Here is a 16,086-nt window from a genome sequence, read left to right on the forward strand (position 1 = left end):
ACTCTCAGGTTTCGGGCCACCTTCGCACCGGGCTTCCGGCCGCCTTCCCGCCGGGCCTCCCACCCCTCTCCCCGCCGGCCCTCCCGGGCGTCGGGGAACGCGCGAGGGGCCCGCTTCCCCTCAGGGATGCGGGCCCCTCGACGGCGTTGCGTCGGTGGCCGATCGCGCCGCGCTCAGACGGCGAGCTTGACCATGTCCGCCTGCGGACCCTTCTGGCCCTGCGAAATCTCGAACTCGACCCGCTGCCCCTCTTCGAGGCTGCGGTAGCCATCCATCTGGATCGCGCTGTAGTGGACGAAAACATCCGCACCACCGTCGACCGCGATGAAGCCGTAGCCCTTCTCCGCGTTGAACCACTTGACGGTGCCCTGAGCCATGCCTAACTCCCCTATTACTGGCCCTTGCGCGGGAACCGCACTTCGCGGACCCGGGGTCAGACCCTGCGCCGGAACGCGTCGACCGCCGCTGAATGTATCTGCCCAACTGCCCTCTGCAACAGGTCAATCGAGCGAGAATTCTGGGCACGACGGAAAGGGGAATTAGGGAGAATCCCTGGAGTTCCGGGGCAAGTCGGGCCCGGCAAAACGCGCAGAACGTACACAACGCGCAGACACTTTGGCTGCTTCCTGACGCACAGGGACGCATTCTCATATGCGTCCGGCATGAGCAGCGGAGGGGACTTCCCCAACTCTACCCCGTTCAACCATGCAGAATTGCCCCCTCCGCTTTATGGCGCGGAAGGGGCAATTCAAGAAAGACGGGACAACAGGTCAGCCGTGGGGGCTCAGCAGCCTCCGGCGACCGCCGGGATGATCGAGACGCCCGCGCCGGCCGGGGTGGCCGTCTCCAGACCCTGCTCGAAGCGCACGTCGTCGTCGTTCACGTAGACGTTGACGAAGCGGCGCAGCTTGCCCTGGTCGTCCAGGACGCGGGCGGCGATGCCCGTGTGGTTCTTCTCCAGGTCCGCGATGACCTCGGCGAGGGTCGCGCCCTCGGCCGGGACCTCGGACTGCCCGCCCGTGTAGGTGCGGAGGATGGTGGGGATGCGGACGTTCACGGCCATGTCTTCGTACCTCTCAGAGAGCCAGGCCCGCGGCGCGGAACGCGTCCAGGCTGGGGCGGATGGTGGCGGTCGCCTGCGAGCCCTCGGCCACGGCGTCCAGCGTCTTGAGGCCGTCGCCGGTGTTCAGCACGACGGTGGTGAGCTCCGGGTCGATCAGACCGGCCTCGACGAGCTTCTTCGTGACGCCGACGGTCACGCCGCCCGCCGTCTCGGCGAAGATGCCCTCGGTCTGGGCGAGCAGCCTGATCGCGTCCACGACCTGCTCGTCGTTCACGTCCTCCACGGCGCCACCGGTGCGACGGGCGATGTCGAGGACGTACGGGCCGTCGGCCGGGTTGCCGATCGCGAGCGACTTGGCGATCGTGTTCGGCTTCTGCGGGCGGACCACGTCGTGGCCGGCCTTGAAGGCGACGGAGACCGGGGAGCAGCCCTCGGCCTGCGCACCGAAGATCTTGTACGGCTTGTCCTCGACGAGGCCGAGCTTGATGAGCTCCTGCAGACCCTTGTCGATCTTGGTGAGCTGCGAGCCGGAGGCGATCGGGATGACGAGCTGGTCGGGGATGACCCAGCCGAGCTGCTCGCAGATCTCGTACGCCAGCGTCTTGGAGCCCTCGCCGTAGTACGGGCGGAGGTTGACGTTGACGAAGCCCCAGCCCTCGCCGAGCGGGTCGCCGATGAGCTCCGAGCAGAAGCGGTTGACGTCGTCGTAGTTGCCCTCGATGGCGACGAGGTCACCGCCGTAGACGGCGGCCATGACGACCTTGCCCTGCTCCAGGTCGTGCGGGATGAAGACGCAGGAGCGGAAGCCGGCGCGGGCGGCGGCGGCGCCGACGGCGCCGGCGAGGTTGCCGGTGGAGGAGCAGGAGAGCGTGGTGAAGCCGAAGGCGCGGGCGGCCTCGAGGGCCTGCGCGACGACCCGGTCCTTGAAGGAGTGGGTCGGGTTGCCCGAGTCGTCCTTGACGAAGAGCTTGCCGGGGGCGACACCGATCTCGCGGGCGAGGTTGTCGGCCTGGACGAGCTTGGTCCAGCCCGGGTTCAGGTTCGGCTTCTCGGCGACGTCGGCGGGGACGGGCAGCAGGGGGGCGTAGCGCCAGATGTTGGCGGGGCCGGCCTCGATCTGCTTGCGCAGCGCCTCGGGGTCACCGGTGGGGAGGTCGTAGGCGACCTCGAGCGGTCCGAAACAGAGTTCGCAGGCGAAGATCGGACCGAGCGCGAAGACTTCACCGCATTCGCGACAGGAAAGCCCGGAAGCGGGACCGAGGTCGACGGTGGCGGCGGAAGCGACAGTCTGTACAGCCATTGGAGGCGAGGCCCTTTCTCCTCATCTTTCCCATGGCGAATTTTTCGCCATGAGACGGATTTGGCACCTTCCCTAGTCGGGGACCTCGCTGGAGGACGAGTAACCGACTGGAGGGTTGCCGGGGCTTCAACGGGCCGTTTCCCTCTGCCCCTCTGGATGAGCGGTATTCGATTGTGAAGCGGGGTGAAGTTCCTCGCGGGACTTCGTTCCTGCGCTCCGACGCGGGCGGCACCCCGACGTGCATCGGGCATCCGCGTTGTTCAAGACTGTAACCGAAGGCCCCGGCGCTTGGACGGGCCGTCCGAACCGCGAGATGGAGATCACGTGCTCGAAGAGGTGGAGCGCTGGCTGGACCGGCGGTCCTGGTCCGTGGCCGACCGGCCGCTGGAGCGGATCCTCGCCGCCAAGCGAAACACGAAGGTCAGCGTCGTGCTGCCGGCGCTGAACGAGGAGGCGACGGTCGGCGACATCGTCGCCGTGATCCGCCGCGAGCTGATGTCGGACGCGGTGCCGCTCGTGGACGAACTGGTGGTCGTCGACTCGGGCTCCACCGACCGTACGGCGGAGGTGGCGGCGGCCGCCGGGGCGCGGGTGGTGGCGCGGGACGCGATCCTCCCCCGGATACCGGCCGTCCCCGGCAAGGGCGAGGTCCTGTGGCGGTCGCTCATGGTGACGAGCGGGGACGTCGTGTGCTTCGTCGACGCGGACCTGCGGGACTTCTCGGCGGACTTCGTGACGGGGATCGTGGGCCCGCTGCTCACCGAACCGGACGTCGACCTCGTGAAGGCGACCTACGACCGCCCCTTCGGCACTGCGTCCGATCAGCTCGCCTCCGGCAAGACCCCAGGTCAGGGCGGCCGAGTGACCGAGCTGGTGGCTCGGCCGCTCCTCAACCTCCACTGGCCGCAGCTGGCCGGCTTCGTGCAGCCGCTGGGCGGCGAGTACGCGGCGCGGCGCTCGCTCCTGGAGCGGCTGCCCTTCCCCGTCGGTTACGGGGTGGAGCTGGGGCTGCTCGTCGACGCGCTGCACACGGTGGGCCTGGACGCCCTCGCACAGGTCGACGTGGGGGTGCGCAAGCACCGCCATCAGGACGAGCGGGCGCTGGGCCGGATGGCGGCGGCGATCTACCGGACGGCGCAGCTACGGCTCTCGCGCGGCCACCTCGTACGGCCGAGGCTGACCCAGTTCGAGCGGGGCGAGGACGGGTTCACCCCCCGGACCTACGCGGTGGACACGGAGGAACGGCCGCCGATGGCCGAGATCACGGAGTACAGGCGCCGCCGCGTGGCGTAACGCCACCAGATGATCCGCTTTGCCTACATTGCCCTTTTATGCGCTTCAGACAACAGCACCTGGGCGGTGTGGCGGCGGTCGTCGGACTCGCGGTGGCCTCACTCGCGCTCTCGACGGCCGCGGCTGGTCCGGCCTCGGCGGACGTCACCGAGCCCTTCGGCAAGCGGTACGACGAGTCGATCTACGGCGATTTCACGACGCTCGGCAACACGGTCATGGGCTGCCCCACCGAGCCCGCGGACATGGCCGCGCGCTGCGCGACCGCCGCGAAGGGCGAGGGCTCCGACAACAACAACACCTTCGTGATGCGGCGGATCGACGCCGCCGACATGGTGGCGGGCGAGGCGCCCGAGTTCGGCTCCAGTACCGGCCACGTCGCGATCCCGGCGGGTGCCGAGGTCGCGTACGCCCGGCTGTTCTGGGGCGGCAACGACGGCACGTACAAGGGCCCGAGCGGGGCCCAGCTCCGGCGCTGCGACATCTCCGGCGCCGACGTCGGGTCCTCGCCCGGCGACCCGGCGACGACCGCGCCGGTGATCAGGGTCGGGACGGGGCCCGCGACCCCGGTCTCGATCGACAGCATGGTCACCGACCCGGCCGACACCAACGGCCCGCACTACTACACGGGCGAGTCGGACGTGACCGCCGCCTTCGCGGGCGTCTCGGGGACGGACGCGCGGGTGGCCGTCGGCAACATCTGGTCGCCGAACGGCAAGGGCTGCGTGGGCGGCTGGTCCCTGACCGTCGTCCACAAGTTCCCGGGACCCGACCCGGTCAAGGCCCCGGAGCGGCGGAACGTCTACGTCTACGGCGGCCACGTCCTCCAGCGCTCCACCTCCCCCGCGACCACGATCACCGTCGACGGCTTCTACCGGAGCGGCGGCACGGCGCGGGCGAGCGTCACCGCGTACAAGGGCGACTGGAACACCCCGGGCGACAAGTTCCTCGTCGACGGCAAGAACGTCACCGAGAACCACACCGGCAACACCAACAACTTCTTCATCGGCGAGGACGACGGGGCGGTCGCGCCCAAGCTCGTCAACAACCTGAGCATCGACGCCAAGGCCTTCGACATCCCGGACGGCGCCATCCCGCAGGGCGCGACCTCGGCCGATCTCACCTTCTCCACGAACGGCGACACGTACGTGCCGTCCGGGCTCGCCTTCTCGGTGCCGGTGCCCGACCTGGAGATCACCAAGACGGCGAGCCCGCGCACGGTGAAGCCGGGCGACACCCTCACGTACAAGATCACCGCGAAGAACATCAGCACGATCGACTACCCGAACGCCAAGTTCAGCGACGACCTGACGGGGAACCTCGACGACGCCGACTACAACGGCGACGTGAAGACGGACCTGGGCGAGGTGTCGTACGGGAAGCCGAAGATCGGGTACGTCGGGACGATCCCGGCGGGGAAGACGGCGACCGTCACGTACTCGGTGAAGATCAAGGACCCGGTGACCGGCGACGGGAAGCTCCGCAACAGCGTCGAGGTGGAGTCCCCGCGCTCCAACTGCGGCGACGGCAGCGAGGACCAGGCCTGCGCGATCACCCCGGTGCTCGACAAGCCCAAGCCGACGCCGACCCCGACGGATCCGAAGCCGACGGACCCGACGAAGCCCCCGAAGCCGACGACCTCGGCACCGGTGGAGCCCACGGACCCGGCGTCCCCGTCCGGCTCGGCCTCCCCCACCAGCCCGGCCTCCCCCTCCGCCCCCTCCGCCTCGGCCTCGGCCTCGCGGAGCACGTCCGTCCCGGTGGCCCCGGCGCCGGGACCGCACGGAGGGAACGGCGGCTCGATGGCGGAGACGGGCAGCAACGGTGAGCGGCTGTGGCTGCTCGGCGCGCTCGGCGTGGCCCTGGCGGCGACGGGCCTGGTGGCGAAGGCAGCGATGCGCGGCCGCCGCGACCACTGAGCGGCACACACCCCGTGGCCGGATCGGCCCGTCTCGTATACGTACGTTTGAGCGTTTACGGGACGGGCTAGGTTCGCCACATGGCTACTGTGCTCGTGGCATCCAACCGGGGACCCGTCTCGTACGTGCTCGGCGAGGACGGTGAGCTCGACGCCCGCAGGGGCGGAGGCGGCCTGGTCTCAGGCCTGAGCGCCGTCTCCTCTCAGGACAGCCTGTGGGTGTGCGCGGCCCTCGGCGAGGGCGACCGGGAGGCGGTGCGGCGCGGGGTCGGCGAGCCGGGCGTCCGCATGCTGGACATCGCCCCGGACGTGTACGCCGACGCGTACAACGGCATCGCGAACTCGGTGCTGTGGTTCCTCCACCACCACCTGTACGACGTCCCGCGCGAGCCCGTCTTCGACGCGGAGTTCCGACGCCGCTGGGAGGCGTACCGCGGCTACAACCGCGCCTTCGCGGAGGCCCTGGCGGCCGAGGCGTCGGAGGGCGCGGCGGTCCTGGTCCAGGACTACCACCTGTCGCTCGTCCCCTGGATGCTCCGGGAGCTCCGCCCCGACCTGCGGATCGGGCACTTCACGCACACCCCGTGGGTCTCCCCCGAGTACCTGCGGATGGTGCCGGACGACATCGTCGAGGAACTGCTGTGGGGGATGCTCGGCGCGGACGAGCTGGGCTTCCACACCTGGGGATGGGCGAGCTTCTTCATCAGCTGCTGCTCGCAGCGGGACGACGCGACGGGCACGGCCCGGGGCATCTGGCCGAGCGGCGACCCCTGGCACGGCGTGGAGCACCGCCGCCACGGTTTCAGGAAGGGCCGCACCCGGGTCCGGGCGTACCCGCTGGGCGTGGACGCCGACGAGCTGCGGGCGCTGGCGTACCGCCCGGAGGTGGACGAGCGGCTGGCCCGGCTCCGGGAGGAGGTCGGCGACCGGAAGACCATCGTGCGCGTCGACCGCACCGAACTCTCCAAGAACATCATCCGCGGCCTCCTCGCCTACCGCGAACTGCTCACCACCCACCCCGAGTGGCGCGACCGGGTGGTCCACCTGGCCTCGGCGTACCCGTCACGCCAGGACCTGGAGTCGTACCGTCAGTACACCGCCTCGGTGACGGCCCTGGCGGACGAGATCAACACCGAGTTCGGCACGCCCGACTGGCAGCCGGTCCTGGTCTCGGTACGGGACGACTTCACCCGCTCCCTGGCCGCCTACCGCCTCGCGGACGTGGCCCTGGTGAACCCGGTGCGCGACGGCATGAACCTGGTCGCGAAGGAGATACCGGTCGTCTCGGAGGCGGGCTGCGCCCTGGTCCTCTCGACGGGCGCGGGCGCCTACCAGGAACTCCGCGCCGACGCCCTCACCGTGAACCCCTTCGACGTCTCGGAAACCGCCGAGGCACTCCACACCGCCCTGTCGATGCCGGCGACCGAACGCGCCGACCGCACCAAACGCCTCGCCGCGGCGGCAACGGCCCTGCCCCCCCAGCGCTGGTTCCTGAACCAACTGGAGGCGCTCAGGGGACCCTCGTAGCCACGCGAGTCGGCGGGGCCGGGAGTCAGGACGACGTGGGGGCGAGGGCGGCCTCCCAGGCGAACCCGTCCGGGTCGGTGAACGTGTCGGCGGTGCTGCCGAGGATGACGCGGTGCGCGCCTGTGCCGTCGGCGGGGACGCCGAGGTCCTTGGCCAGGGCGCGGCGCTTGTACAGCGCCAGCTTGACGGGGCTGGACTGACCGGGGGCGAACTCGGCGTACTTGCCGCCGAAGCTCTTGGCCACGGTCAGGCCCCGGCCGACGTAGAACTGCTTGGTGGCCTTCACGTCCTCGACGCCGATCAGCAGGACGACGTCGTCGATCTCGCGGGTGGCGGGGCCGGTGTCCTTCTTCTCCGAGGTCGCGATCTTCCAGATCGTCCCGTCCGGGGCCCGGACGACGCCGCTGTAGCCCCAGAACGACTTCGCGGCGGGCTTCAGGACCGTGGCGCCGGCGTCCACGGCGGCGCCGAAGAAGCCGTCGACGGTGGCCGGCCCGGACACCGTGAGTGCCAGGGTGAAGCCGCGGAATCCGGTGGAGTGCGCCTCGGACGCCCGCAGGCGCAGGTACGCGTCCACGCCGAAGGCGCTGTAGAAGCGGTGGGCGGCCTCGAGGTCGGCCACCTCAAGGGTGACGGACGCGAGGGACGTGCCGGCTGCGGTGGAAGCGGTGGTTGCCATGACCATCACGCTAGGGGCTGCGCGGCGGCCGGGGCTTCTCGATTCCTGACCGGTCTTGAGACCTGCTTCGCCACGCACGCCGGCATCCCCTCCACGTTGATCGCCGGACCCGCACCGCGGGCCGTATCCGCAGCATCGGCATCGTCGGCCGCCGCATCCGCCGCCTGGCGCCGGAAGGCCCCGGGCGGCATGCCGACCAGCTCGGTGAAGCGGGTGGTGAACGTTCCCAGCGACGCGCAGCCGACCGCGAAGCAGACCTCGGTGACGCTGAGGTCGCCCCGCCGCAGCAGCGCCGTCGCCCGCTCGATACGACGCGTCATCAGGTACGCGTACGGCGACTCGCCGTAGGCGGCCCGGAACTGCCGACTCAGATGCCCGGCGGACATGTTCACATCACGGGCGAGCGCCTCCACGTTCAACGGCTGCGCGTATTCCCTGTCGATCCGGTCGCGGACGCGGCGCAGCCGCGCCAGGTCAGCCAGGCGCTGCGCCTGGACGCGTGCCCGCCGCCATTCAGGCTTACACATGAGCACTCTCCCCTTTGCTCTTCGTCTTCCCTTTCGATGTCGGCCCGCACGGCCGCATCGATGCCCGCACGGCTCAGCGCAGCTCCTGGATGCGGATCAGGTTGCCCGCGGGGTCGCGGAACGCGCAGTCGCGGACGCCGTACGGCTGCTCGGTCGGCTCCTGGACGACCTCGGTGTCACCGGCCTGCACCTTCTCGAACACCGCGTCGAGGTTCCGGGTGGCCAGCAGGATCCAGCCGTAGGTGCCCTTGGCCATCATCTCGGCGATCGTGCGGCGTTCGTCCTCGGTGACGCCGGGATCGACGGCAGGCGGCGCCAGAAGGATCGACGTGCCCGGCTGACCGGCCGGGCCGACCGTGATCCAGCGCATTTTGCCCTGCCCGACGTCGCTGCGGACCTCGAAGCCGAGGGCATCGCGGTAGAAGGCGAGCGACGCGTCCGGGTCGTCGTGCGGAAGAGAAGCCGTGTGAATGGTGATGTCCATGGCGCGCAGCCTAGAACCGACCCCCTGGACCGCACTTCTCGGTTCCTGATCGATGCGGACACGCCCGAATGTTCACGTCGAGACGTCTTCCTCCTAGGAGCGGGCTCACCAGACCGCCTGAAGGTTGTCGGCCGGCGTCGACCACTCCACACCGGACTCGGGGCGGATGTGCGCGACGCGGACCACGCGGCCGTCACTGTGCAGTTCGTGAGTGACGGCCATCAGCTCGCCCTTACCCCGGCTCGCGATGTCGCGGACCCTCTGATGCAGCAGCGGGTGCTCCTCGTACCCCGCGTGGTCGGCGCTCACGTCTCGTCTCGCTCTTCGGGCTGCTCGTCGGCGAAGCGCCGGAGGAACCTGTCCCAGCCGGCGGCCGCCCGCTCGCGGAGCGCCCGACTCGGCACGCCGTGCTCCGAGCACGACGTGCCGCTCTCGTGTCCGCTCTCGCCAGGCGTACGGCGGGGGAGGGTGCTGGTCATCGCTCGACTCCCATCGGTGGATTCGGGGCCGTCCGGGCTGGTAGGGGGAGCCTGTGTGACGGGCCCGCACCCGGACGGCTTGCGACCAGTCAACGACCAGAGCCCGTCCTGGAACAGGAAAGGTCACCGGCCCTGGCAGCGCTCGCGACCGGAAGACTCTGCGTCGTCTTTGCGACCCCGGTGGCCTGGACAGTGAGCCAGGGCTACGTTCTGTTTCGTGGCAGTCAACGCCGTGTTGAAGCAGCGAATGGCCGACTTAGGCCTCACGCAAGAGGAGTTGGCGGGTCGGATGAACGCCGCCCTGCTGGAGATCACCGGCAGGCCCGGCGACGTGTCGGACCGGACCGTGCGCAATCTGGTCAACGGGGCCACCCGGCGTCCGATCGGTCGCACGCGCAGAGCGCTGGAAGCGGTCTTCCGCCGCCCGTTGAAGGATCTGGGGTTCGAGTCCCCCAGCACCACAGCACCACCGGAGGACCCAGTGGAACGCCGCCAGTTCATCACCGCCGGCACGGCCTTGGCACTCAGCTCGGCGACCCCGGCCTTCGGCACTCCCCGCCGTATCGGCGTCAGCGACGTCGAACGCCTCCAGCGCAGATTCGCGGACGTCATCGCCAAGGACCACCGCCACGGCGGCCAACTCGGCATCGAGCAACAGGCCGCCGCTCTCGCGGACGAAGCCCTGATCCTCCAGAACTCCGGCAACGCCAGTCAGCGCATCAGGAGGCAGGTCTACGCCTCGGCTGCCGCGTTCCGCTCCTCCGCCATGTGGGCAGCCATCGACGGACGCCGGTTCGACGACGCCATCCGGCACATGCGGGTCGCTCAGGAGCTCGCCGAAATGGCCGGCGATCCGTACATCAAGTTCCGCATCTGGTCCCACGCGGGCGCGATGTTCCGGCACATGGGCCGTCCGACCGACGCCGCAACAGCCAATGAGGTGGCCCGCAGGCTAGGCATCACCCGCCAGGACCCCCTGTTCGCCTCCCTCGGTCTGGCCAGACAGGGCGCGATCCACGGAGCGGCCGGGGACGGCATGGCCACTCGCCGCGCCTTCGACCAGGCACAGGACGCCATGCTGCGCGCCGACCCCGGAGCCCAGCGCCCCGTGTGGATGAACGCCTTCTACGACCAGGCCGAGCTCGACAGCCTCGCATTGTCCGCGAACCTCGCGCTGGGCGACTTCGAGCGGGCCGAAGCCCACGGCCACCGGCGCACCCGTTCATTGCGCGAGATGAGCGGGAGACGGGCTTCGCTCCTCATGCACCGCTGTCGTTGCCGCTGTCGTTGCCACCGTCGATGACGGTCAGTTCCGCGCCCTTCCCGGCGTACGGGTCAGGAGTGCCGGCTGGGATGTTCTGGATGGCCTGCCCCTGTGCGGCACCGTCGCCGTTGAACACGAAGTCGGCGCGCAGGCGCCAGTTCCGGCCGTCGGCATAGATGAATCCCTGGTCGGTGAGCTGGCGGAGAGCGCGAGACACCGAGGACTGGGACATCCCGACCTGCTCGGCGAACTTGGTCTGGCTCTCGACGATGACCAGGCCATGATCCTTGCGGTTCTGGATGCCGCACATCTTGTGGAACAGCTTGAAGGCCGCCGCGCTGAGGTCGGCGTCGGCGAGTGCCAGGTGCGCCGCGTATCCCATCGTGGTGAACCCTCCTCCTCTGAACCAGAGACCGGCTGCGACAGAGACCGATGAATGGACGGTGAGGTCGTTCACCTCGCCTGTCGACCGATTGACGGTCTCGATCCGGGTCACCTTCCGGCCCGCACGCACAGATTACCCCCACGAACGAACAGAAGCCGAGCAAGGATGGATCAATCCATGCATCGCTGAGAGTCCTCACCCAGAACCGGGTGAGCCCCCTCTCATTCTATTCAGTTTTGGGTAGCCATACCCAGCATTGGGTGATCTTTCACTCATAGGTGCAGCTCAGGGGCCCGCCGTGGCAGCTCCGTCTTAAGCAGTAAGGAACCCGCCGTACGGGAACCCCTGCGGTACTCGCGCTGCTCCGTTCCTCGGGGGTGCCCCACCCTCGTCCGTTGCGCCTGCGGGCCGCCGTAAACGAGGTCGTGGCATCACGGGGAAGCGTGGCCGGGGCCGGTGGGTGGTTGCCCTGCACACGTGACGGACGCCCGTTCGGCTTTCCCACCGCCTGGGCTGACTGTCGTGGGCTGAGGCCACGACAGGGCTCCTCGGAGGCTCAGCCAGGAACGTCTCCAGCGGGAGCCTGGGCGGGGTGTCCGATGTCGGTCCGCTGGAGTGTGGTCTGCCAGCCCGACCGATCGGCTGCCCAGTCGAACAGGGCCCCGCGGACCTTCGCCTGGGAGGCCGTCCGGGCCTGAGAGCCCTCTGAGGTGCCGCTGCGGTGCTCCACCTCATAGGTCTCGTCCTCACGGAGCAGGACCTGGATGTACTCGTCGCCCTCAAAGCCGTCGGTCAGCCGCTGGAGGATCAGGTGCTTCCTGCTCCTCAGGCCGGCGAGCATCGCCTCGACGGCCGGGGGATCGGGGTCGTGCTCGATCCGGCCGTCCTCCAACGCGACAAGCCCGATCGGTTCGAGGCCGCGCCTGCGCCGCCCTTCCCGGAGCCAGGTCTTCTCCTGGCCGGTCAAGAGGGGCGGCGGTACGGGCGGCCCGTCAGGGTTGTAGACGGCGATGGGGTCATCCGGGTCGGACCACGAACTCACCGTCCACAGCCGGTAGACGTGGACGCCACCGTCGGGCAGCGGCACGGCGAGGGTCTCCGGCGCGGGAGGACCGGGAATGCACCGCCCCACGTCCTCCCCGTACGGACCCCCGTTGAAGACGGCGTGCATCCAGCCACTCGGCGGTCTGCCAGTCGTGTCGAAAACGTCCTCCACCACGCATCCCCCTCGCGCGCATCCTAGAGTTCCCGCTCCCGTCGCTCGCGCCCCCAGGCCGCGAGGGGTTCCAGGGCCTCGTTGAGGCGCATGCCGTCCTTCGTCAGGGCGTATTCGACGCGGGGCGGGACCTCGTCGTACGCGACGCGGTCCACGATGCCGTCCGCCTCCATCTCCCGCAGGTGGGAGGTGAGGACCTTCTCCGTGATGCCCGGGACGAGGCGGCGGAGTTCGCCGAAGCGGCGGTTCGGGTGTTCGTGGAGTGCCCAGAGGATGAGCACCTTCCACTTGCCGCCGATCACCTCCATCGAGGTGTCGATCCCGCAGACGTGCCCGTCCTCGGCTCCGGGCCGGTTCAGCGTCGCCATCCCCCACACCCTTCTGACCTGTTCGCTCACCTCAGGGTAACCACCCACTTCGAAGTGGGTACTTGAGCAGGTCAGAGGGGTGAAGCAGCCTGTGGACATGACGCAGAACACGCAGAACGTCGTAGAGAAGACCTCCGCCGAGAACCCCGTCACCCTCCTCGGCCTCGGTGCCATGGGGACCGCCCTGGGCCGCGCCTGGCTCGCCGCCGGGCATCCCCTCACCGTCTGGAACCGCACCCCGGGCCGCGCGGCCGTGCTCGCCGGCGAGGGGGCGCGGCCCGTCGGGAGTGTTGCCGAGGCGATTGCCGCGAGCGGCCTGGTCGTCGTCTGTCTTCTGGACGACGCCTCGGTCGGCGAGGCCCTCACCGACGTCGACCTGACGGGCAAGGACCTCGTCAACCTCACCACCACGACCCCGGCCCAGGCCCGTGACCGTGCCGCGTGGGCCCGCGAGCGCGGTGCCCGCTACCTGGACGGCGGGATCATGGCCGTACCGCCGATGATCGGCGTCCCGGAGTCCGGGGGGTACGTGTTCTACAGCGGCGCTCGCGAGCTGTTCGAGGAGCACCGGGAGACGCTCGCCGCACCCGCCGGCACCACGTACGTCGGCGAGGACGCGGGGCACGCCGCCCTGCACGACGTGGCTCTGCTCAGCGCCATGTACGGGATGTTCGCCGGGGCGCACCACGCCTTCGCCCTGATCCGGAAGGAGGACATCGACCCGGTCGGGTTCGCCCCACTGCTCGCGGGCTGGCTCGGCGCGATGGCCCAGGGCGTCCACCTCACCGCCGACCAGCTGCGGAGCGGCGACTACACGAAGGGCGTCGTCTCCAACCTCGCCATGCAGGTGGCCGGCACGCCCACCTTCCTGAGCACGGCCGAGGAGCAGGGCGTCAGCCCGGAGCTGCTCCGACCGTACTTCGACCTGATGACCCGGCGCCTGGCCGAATCGGGCCGGGGCGAGGAGGACCTGACGGGTGTGGTGGAGCTCCTGCTCCGGCGGTGACGGCCTGCGCCGCGTTGCTTGCGGGTAACACCTCGAAGTCAGTGAAATTTTACCCGTCCCAACCCCTCCTACCCATGGGTCCTTTCGTGTCACACTCTGGCGCGATCGTTCCCCCAGGCGATCCGTCACCCTCATACGGACCACGCGAACCATGCGGCATACCCGCATGCGAGCGAAGGGATCGCAAGTGAAGAAGATTGTTGTGGGCATGACCCTCGGGTCCGCGCTCACCGCACTCCTCGCCGCGGGGCTCACCCCCGCCGCCGCGCAGGAGACCCAGGACACGGCACCGGCGGGCGCGGGAGCCGCGCACCGGTCCGACAACCGTCCGGGACCGCTCACGAAGCAGCGCACCGAGCTGCGTGAACAGGCGATCGACCAGATCGCGAAGAGGAAGGCACGGGCGAACGCCGACGGCGTCGTCGAGGTCGCCAAGGGCAAGTTCGTCGAGACCGAGACCACGACCGAGCAGCGCCAGGAGAAGATCTTCACGATCCTCTCCGAGTTCGGCACCGAAGGCTCCGGCAAGCTCGGCACCGTCCCCGGCCCGCTGCACAACGAGATAGCCCAGCCGGACCGGAGCGTCGACAACTCCAACGCCTGGACGGCCGACTTCGACAAGGCGTACTACGAGAACCTCTTCAACGGCTCCGGCGAGTCGATGAAGACGTACTACGAGAAGCTGTCGGGCGGCCGCTACTCCGTCAGCAACGTCGTCGAGGACTGGGTCAAGGTCCCCCACAACGCCTCCTTCTACGGCGACAACGCCGTCGAGGACAACGGCGGTTCGTGGGCCTTCATCCAGGACACCGGCGACGCCTGGTGGAACGCGCAGATCTCGGCCGGCAAGACGCCCGCCGAGATCGACGCCTACCTCGCGCAGTTCGACGTCTGGGACCGCAACGACTGGGACCACGACGGCGACTTCGACGAGGCCGACGGCTACATCGACCACTTCCAGGCCGTGCACGCAGGCATGGGCGAGGACGCCGGCGGCGGCGCGCAGGGCGAGGACGCCATCTGGTCCCACCGCTGGTTCGTCAACGGCGACGACTACGGCCTGACCGGCCCGGACGTCTCCGGCAGCCAGAACAAGGGCGGCGGTGCCCGCATCGGCCAGTCCAAGTACTGGCTCGGCGACTACACCACCGAGGGCGAGAACGGCGGACTCGGCGTCTTCTGCCACGAGTTCGGCCACGACCTCGGCCTGCCGGACTACTACGACACCGACGGCGGCGAGAACTCCACCGCCTTCTGGACCCTCATGAGCTCCGGCTCGTGGCTGAGCCACGGCGCCGCCGCCAACGCGGGCATCGGCACCCACCCGGGCCTCATGGGCGCCGAGGAGAAGCTCTTCCTCGGCTGGCTGGACTACACCGACGCCCCGCTCGGCGCCTCCGGCACGTACACCCTCAACCCGGCGCAGCTCCAGGTCACCGGCAAGGACCAGGCGGTCCGCGTCGCGCTCCCGGACAAGACGACCAGCACCACCTACGCCGCCCCCACCTCGGGGACGCACGCCTGGTGGACCGGCTCGGCCGACAACCTCAACCAGGCCCTCACCCGCTCCGTGCCGGCCGCCCCGCGCGTCACCGTCAAGGCGTCCGCCTGGTACGAGATCGAGGCGGACTACGACTACCTGTTCGCCGAGTACTCCCTCGACGGCGGCGCCAACTGGCTCCGCGCGGGCGAGTCCGTCGACGGCTCCTCGGGCGGCAAGTGGACCACGCTGCGGTTCAGTTACGACGCGGCGGGCAAGGCGTCCCTCTTCCGCTTCCGCTACCAGACCGACGGCGGCATCCACTTCGCCGGCGCGTTCCTCGACGACATCACGCTGACGTCGGGCGGTACGAACCTGGTGGCCGACGACGTCGAGCAGGGCGTCGGCGGCTGGACGGCCGCGGGCCGCTGGAAGATCTCCACCGGCACCGAGACCGCCACCACCCCGCGGTACTACCTCCTGGAGAACCGCGAGTACGTCGGCTCCGACGCGCTCCTCGCCGAGGGCCCGTACCAGTTCAGCAAGGGCGTCTCGGCGCCGGACTGGGTGGAGTGGTTCCGCTACCAGAACGGCATGCTCGTCTGGTACGTCGACCGTTCCTTCGACGACAACAACGTCAGCGCCCACCCGGGCGGCGGCCAGGCCATGGCCGTCGACGCCCGCCCGGCGCCGTTCCGGTACGCCGACGGGACCGCGCCCAGCAACCGCCGCCAGCCCTTCGACGCGACCTTCGGCCTGGAGGCCACGGACGCGACCTGCCTCCACAAGGAGGCCCTCGTGGGCAAGGGCGGCAGCCAGACCGTCGAGACGCAGGCGGCCTGCGCCCCCTCCGTCCCGGGCATCCCGGTCTTCGACGACACCGACCCGAACGCGTACTACGACACCACGGCCCCGCAGGCCAGCGTCAAGGTCGCGGGCCACGGAGTCCGGGTCACCGTCACCGGCGACGCCGGCGACGACCTGACGATCAACGTGACCAACCCGGCCGCGCACTGATCATCTGATCACCGGTACGGCTGAGGGGGCGGTACGGGAGGGCTTCGGCTCCCCCGTACCGCCCCCTCCACCATTTCCGGGGC

The 16,086-nt window shown here is 69.8% G+C and carries 17 protein-coding genes and 1 riboswitch; of the genes, 6 read left to right on the forward strand and 11 right to left on the reverse strand.

What is annotated here, in order from left to right; genetic code table 11:
- Positions 1–173 precede the first annotated feature (173 nt).
- From ACWFR1_RS03805 to thrC, 3 genes are all read right to left on the reverse strand, one after another.
- Positions 174–377, reverse strand: coding sequence for a cold-shock protein (locus tag ACWFR1_RS03805; protein WP_015035246.1), 204 nt, complete (start codon positions 375–377; stop codon positions 174–176).
- Positions 378–784: 407 nt separating this feature from the next.
- The gene (locus tag ACWFR1_RS03810) at positions 785–1,063 is read right to left on the reverse strand and encodes a MoaD/ThiS family protein (RefSeq protein ID WP_329622015.1); all 279 of its coding nucleotides are present in this window, start codon (positions 1,061–1,063) and stop codon (positions 785–787) included.
- Between the two features lie 13 nt (positions 1,064–1,076).
- Entirely contained in the window at positions 1,077–2,363 is a 1,287-nt protein-coding gene (gene thrC, locus ACWFR1_RS03815) for a threonine synthase (protein WP_453546092.1), read from the reverse strand.
- 18 nt (positions 2,364–2,381) lie between these two features.
- Positions 2,382–2,526: riboswitch (SAM riboswitch) on the reverse strand.
- 161 nt (positions 2,527–2,687) lie between these two features.
- Between thrC and ACWFR1_RS03820 the strand changes: the two genes are divergently transcribed.
- The 3 genes from ACWFR1_RS03820 to ACWFR1_RS03830 all read left to right on the forward strand — a co-directional run bounded on the left by ACWFR1_RS03820 (position 2,688) and on the right by ACWFR1_RS03830 (position 7,098).
- The gene (locus tag ACWFR1_RS03820; protein WP_453546094.1) at positions 2,688–3,656 is read left to right on the forward strand and encodes a glucosyl-3-phosphoglycerate synthase; all 969 of its coding nucleotides are present in this window, start codon (positions 2,688–2,690) and stop codon (positions 3,654–3,656) included.
- Positions 3,657–3,694: 38 nt separating this feature from the next.
- Positions 3,695–5,572 carry a DUF7927 domain-containing protein gene (locus tag ACWFR1_RS03825; RefSeq protein WP_453546096.1) on the forward strand — a complete coding sequence of 626 codons (1,878 nt, stop codon included), beginning with the start codon at positions 3,695–3,697 and terminating at the stop codon, positions 5,570–5,572.
- 80 nt (positions 5,573–5,652) lie between these two features.
- Positions 5,653–7,098 (forward strand): alpha,alpha-trehalose-phosphate synthase (UDP-forming), encoded by a 1,446-nt coding sequence (locus ACWFR1_RS03830; RefSeq protein WP_453546098.1) that lies wholly within the window; start codon positions 5,653–5,655, stop codon positions 7,096–7,098.
- A gap of 25 nt (positions 7,099–7,123) precedes the next feature.
- Here ACWFR1_RS03830 and ACWFR1_RS03835 read toward each other — a convergent pair whose 3' ends face one another.
- From ACWFR1_RS03835 to ACWFR1_RS03855, 5 genes are all read right to left on the reverse strand, one after another.
- Positions 7,124–7,783: a glyoxalase gene (locus ACWFR1_RS03835; RefSeq protein WP_453546100.1), complete on the reverse strand. Its 660-nt coding sequence runs from the start codon at positions 7,781–7,783 to the stop codon at positions 7,124–7,126.
- Positions 7,783–8,304 (reverse strand): helix-turn-helix transcriptional regulator, encoded by a 522-nt coding sequence (locus tag ACWFR1_RS03840; RefSeq protein WP_453546102.1) that lies wholly within the window; start codon positions 8,302–8,304, stop codon positions 7,783–7,785. The genes ACWFR1_RS03835 and ACWFR1_RS03840 overlap by 1 nt, the downstream gene beginning before the upstream one ends.
- Positions 8,305–8,377: 73 nt before the next feature.
- The gene (locus ACWFR1_RS03845; protein WP_453546104.1) at positions 8,378–8,788 is read right to left on the reverse strand and encodes a VOC family protein; all 411 of its coding nucleotides are present in this window, start codon (positions 8,786–8,788) and stop codon (positions 8,378–8,380) included.
- Between the two features lie 105 nt (positions 8,789–8,893).
- The gene (locus ACWFR1_RS03850) at positions 8,894–9,097 is read right to left on the reverse strand and encodes a hypothetical protein (protein WP_453546106.1); all 204 of its coding nucleotides are present in this window, start codon (positions 9,095–9,097) and stop codon (positions 8,894–8,896) included.
- Positions 9,094–9,267 carry a hypothetical protein gene (locus tag ACWFR1_RS03855; RefSeq protein ID WP_453546108.1) on the reverse strand — a complete coding sequence of 58 codons (174 nt, stop codon included), beginning with the start codon at positions 9,265–9,267 and terminating at the stop codon, positions 9,094–9,096. The genes ACWFR1_RS03850 and ACWFR1_RS03855 overlap by 4 nt, the downstream gene beginning before the upstream one ends.
- 289 nt (positions 9,268–9,556) lie before the next feature.
- Between ACWFR1_RS03855 and ACWFR1_RS03860 the strand changes: the two genes are divergently transcribed.
- Entirely contained in the window at positions 9,557–10,570 is a 1,014-nt protein-coding gene (locus ACWFR1_RS03860; RefSeq protein ID WP_453546111.1) for a hypothetical protein, read from the forward strand.
- On the opposite strand, the gene ACWFR1_RS03865 is transcribed toward ACWFR1_RS03860, so the two are convergent.
- The 3 genes from ACWFR1_RS03865 to ACWFR1_RS03875 form a co-directional block, all read right to left on the reverse strand.
- Entirely contained in the window at positions 10,527–11,027 is a 501-nt protein-coding gene (locus tag ACWFR1_RS03865) for a helix-turn-helix domain-containing protein (RefSeq protein WP_453546113.1), read from the reverse strand. The two genes, ACWFR1_RS03860 and ACWFR1_RS03865, sit on opposite strands and share 44 nt — an antisense overlap.
- A 445-nt stretch (positions 11,028–11,472) precedes the next feature.
- Positions 11,473–12,135, reverse strand: a complete 663-nt coding sequence (locus ACWFR1_RS03870; protein ID WP_453546115.1) for a hypothetical protein — start codon at positions 12,133–12,135, stop codon at positions 11,473–11,475.
- Between the two features lie 20 nt (positions 12,136–12,155).
- Positions 12,156–12,500, reverse strand: coding sequence for a winged helix-turn-helix transcriptional regulator (locus ACWFR1_RS03875; protein WP_453546117.1), 345 nt, complete (start codon positions 12,498–12,500; stop codon positions 12,156–12,158).
- 97 nt (positions 12,501–12,597) lie between these two features.
- Between ACWFR1_RS03875 and ACWFR1_RS03880 the strand changes: the two genes are divergently transcribed.
- Together ACWFR1_RS03880 and ACWFR1_RS03885 are read left to right on the forward strand one after the other, a co-directional pair.
- A complete protein-coding gene (locus ACWFR1_RS03880) occupies positions 12,598–13,506 on the forward strand; it encodes an NAD(P)-dependent oxidoreductase (RefSeq protein WP_453546119.1) in 909 nt (302 codons plus the stop codon).
- Between the two features lie 187 nt (positions 13,507–13,693).
- On the forward strand, positions 13,694–16,003 hold the full coding sequence (locus ACWFR1_RS03885; protein ID WP_453546121.1) for an immune inhibitor A domain-containing protein: 2,310 nt from the start codon (positions 13,694–13,696) through the stop codon (positions 16,001–16,003).
- The last annotated feature ends 83 nt before the right edge of the window (positions 16,004–16,086 follow it).

This window comes from Streptomyces sp. NPDC055103 (assembly GCF_053607625.1).

What these genes read in the sequence shown, in the direction of transcription:
- ACWFR1_RS03805 (WP_015035246.1), bottom strand. Translation starts at nt 377, where the DNA reads ATGGCTCAGGGCACCGTCAAGTGGTTCAACGCGGAGAAGGGCTACGGC.
- ACWFR1_RS03810 (WP_329622015.1), bottom strand. Translation starts at nt 1,063, where the DNA reads ATGGCCGTGAACGTCCGCATCCCCACCATCCTCCGCACCTACACGGGC.
- thrC (WP_453546092.1), bottom strand. Translation starts at nt 2,363, where the DNA reads ATGGCTGTACAGACTGTCGCTTCCGCCGCCACCGTCGACCTCGGTCCC.
- ACWFR1_RS03825 (WP_453546096.1), top strand. Translation starts at nt 3,695, where the DNA reads ATGCGCTTCAGACAACAGCACCTGGGCGGTGTGGCGGCGGTCGTCGGA.
- ACWFR1_RS03830 (WP_453546098.1), top strand. Translation starts at nt 5,653, where the DNA reads ATGGCTACTGTGCTCGTGGCATCCAACCGGGGACCCGTCTCGTACGTG.
- ACWFR1_RS03835 (WP_453546100.1), bottom strand. Translation starts at nt 7,783, where the DNA reads ATGGTCATGGCAACCACCGCTTCCACCGCAGCCGGCACGTCCCTCGCG.
- ACWFR1_RS03840 (WP_453546102.1), bottom strand. Translation starts at nt 8,304, where the DNA reads ATGTGTAAGCCTGAATGGCGGCGGGCACGCGTCCAGGCGCAGCGCCTG.
- ACWFR1_RS03845 (WP_453546104.1), bottom strand. Translation starts at nt 8,788, where the DNA reads ATGGACATCACCATTCACACGGCTTCTCTTCCGCACGACGACCCGGAC.
- ACWFR1_RS03855 (WP_453546108.1), bottom strand. Translation starts at nt 9,267, where the DNA reads ATGACCAGCACCCTCCCCCGCCGTACGCCTGGCGAGAGCGGACACGAG.
- ACWFR1_RS03860 (WP_453546111.1), top strand. Translation starts at nt 9,557, where the DNA reads ATGAACGCCGCCCTGCTGGAGATCACCGGCAGGCCCGGCGACGTGTCG.
- ACWFR1_RS03875 (WP_453546117.1), bottom strand. Translation starts at nt 12,500, where the DNA reads ATGGCGACGCTGAACCGGCCCGGAGCCGAGGACGGGCACGTCTGCGGG.
- ACWFR1_RS03880 (WP_453546119.1), top strand. Translation starts at nt 12,598, where the DNA reads ATGACGCAGAACACGCAGAACGTCGTAGAGAAGACCTCCGCCGAGAAC.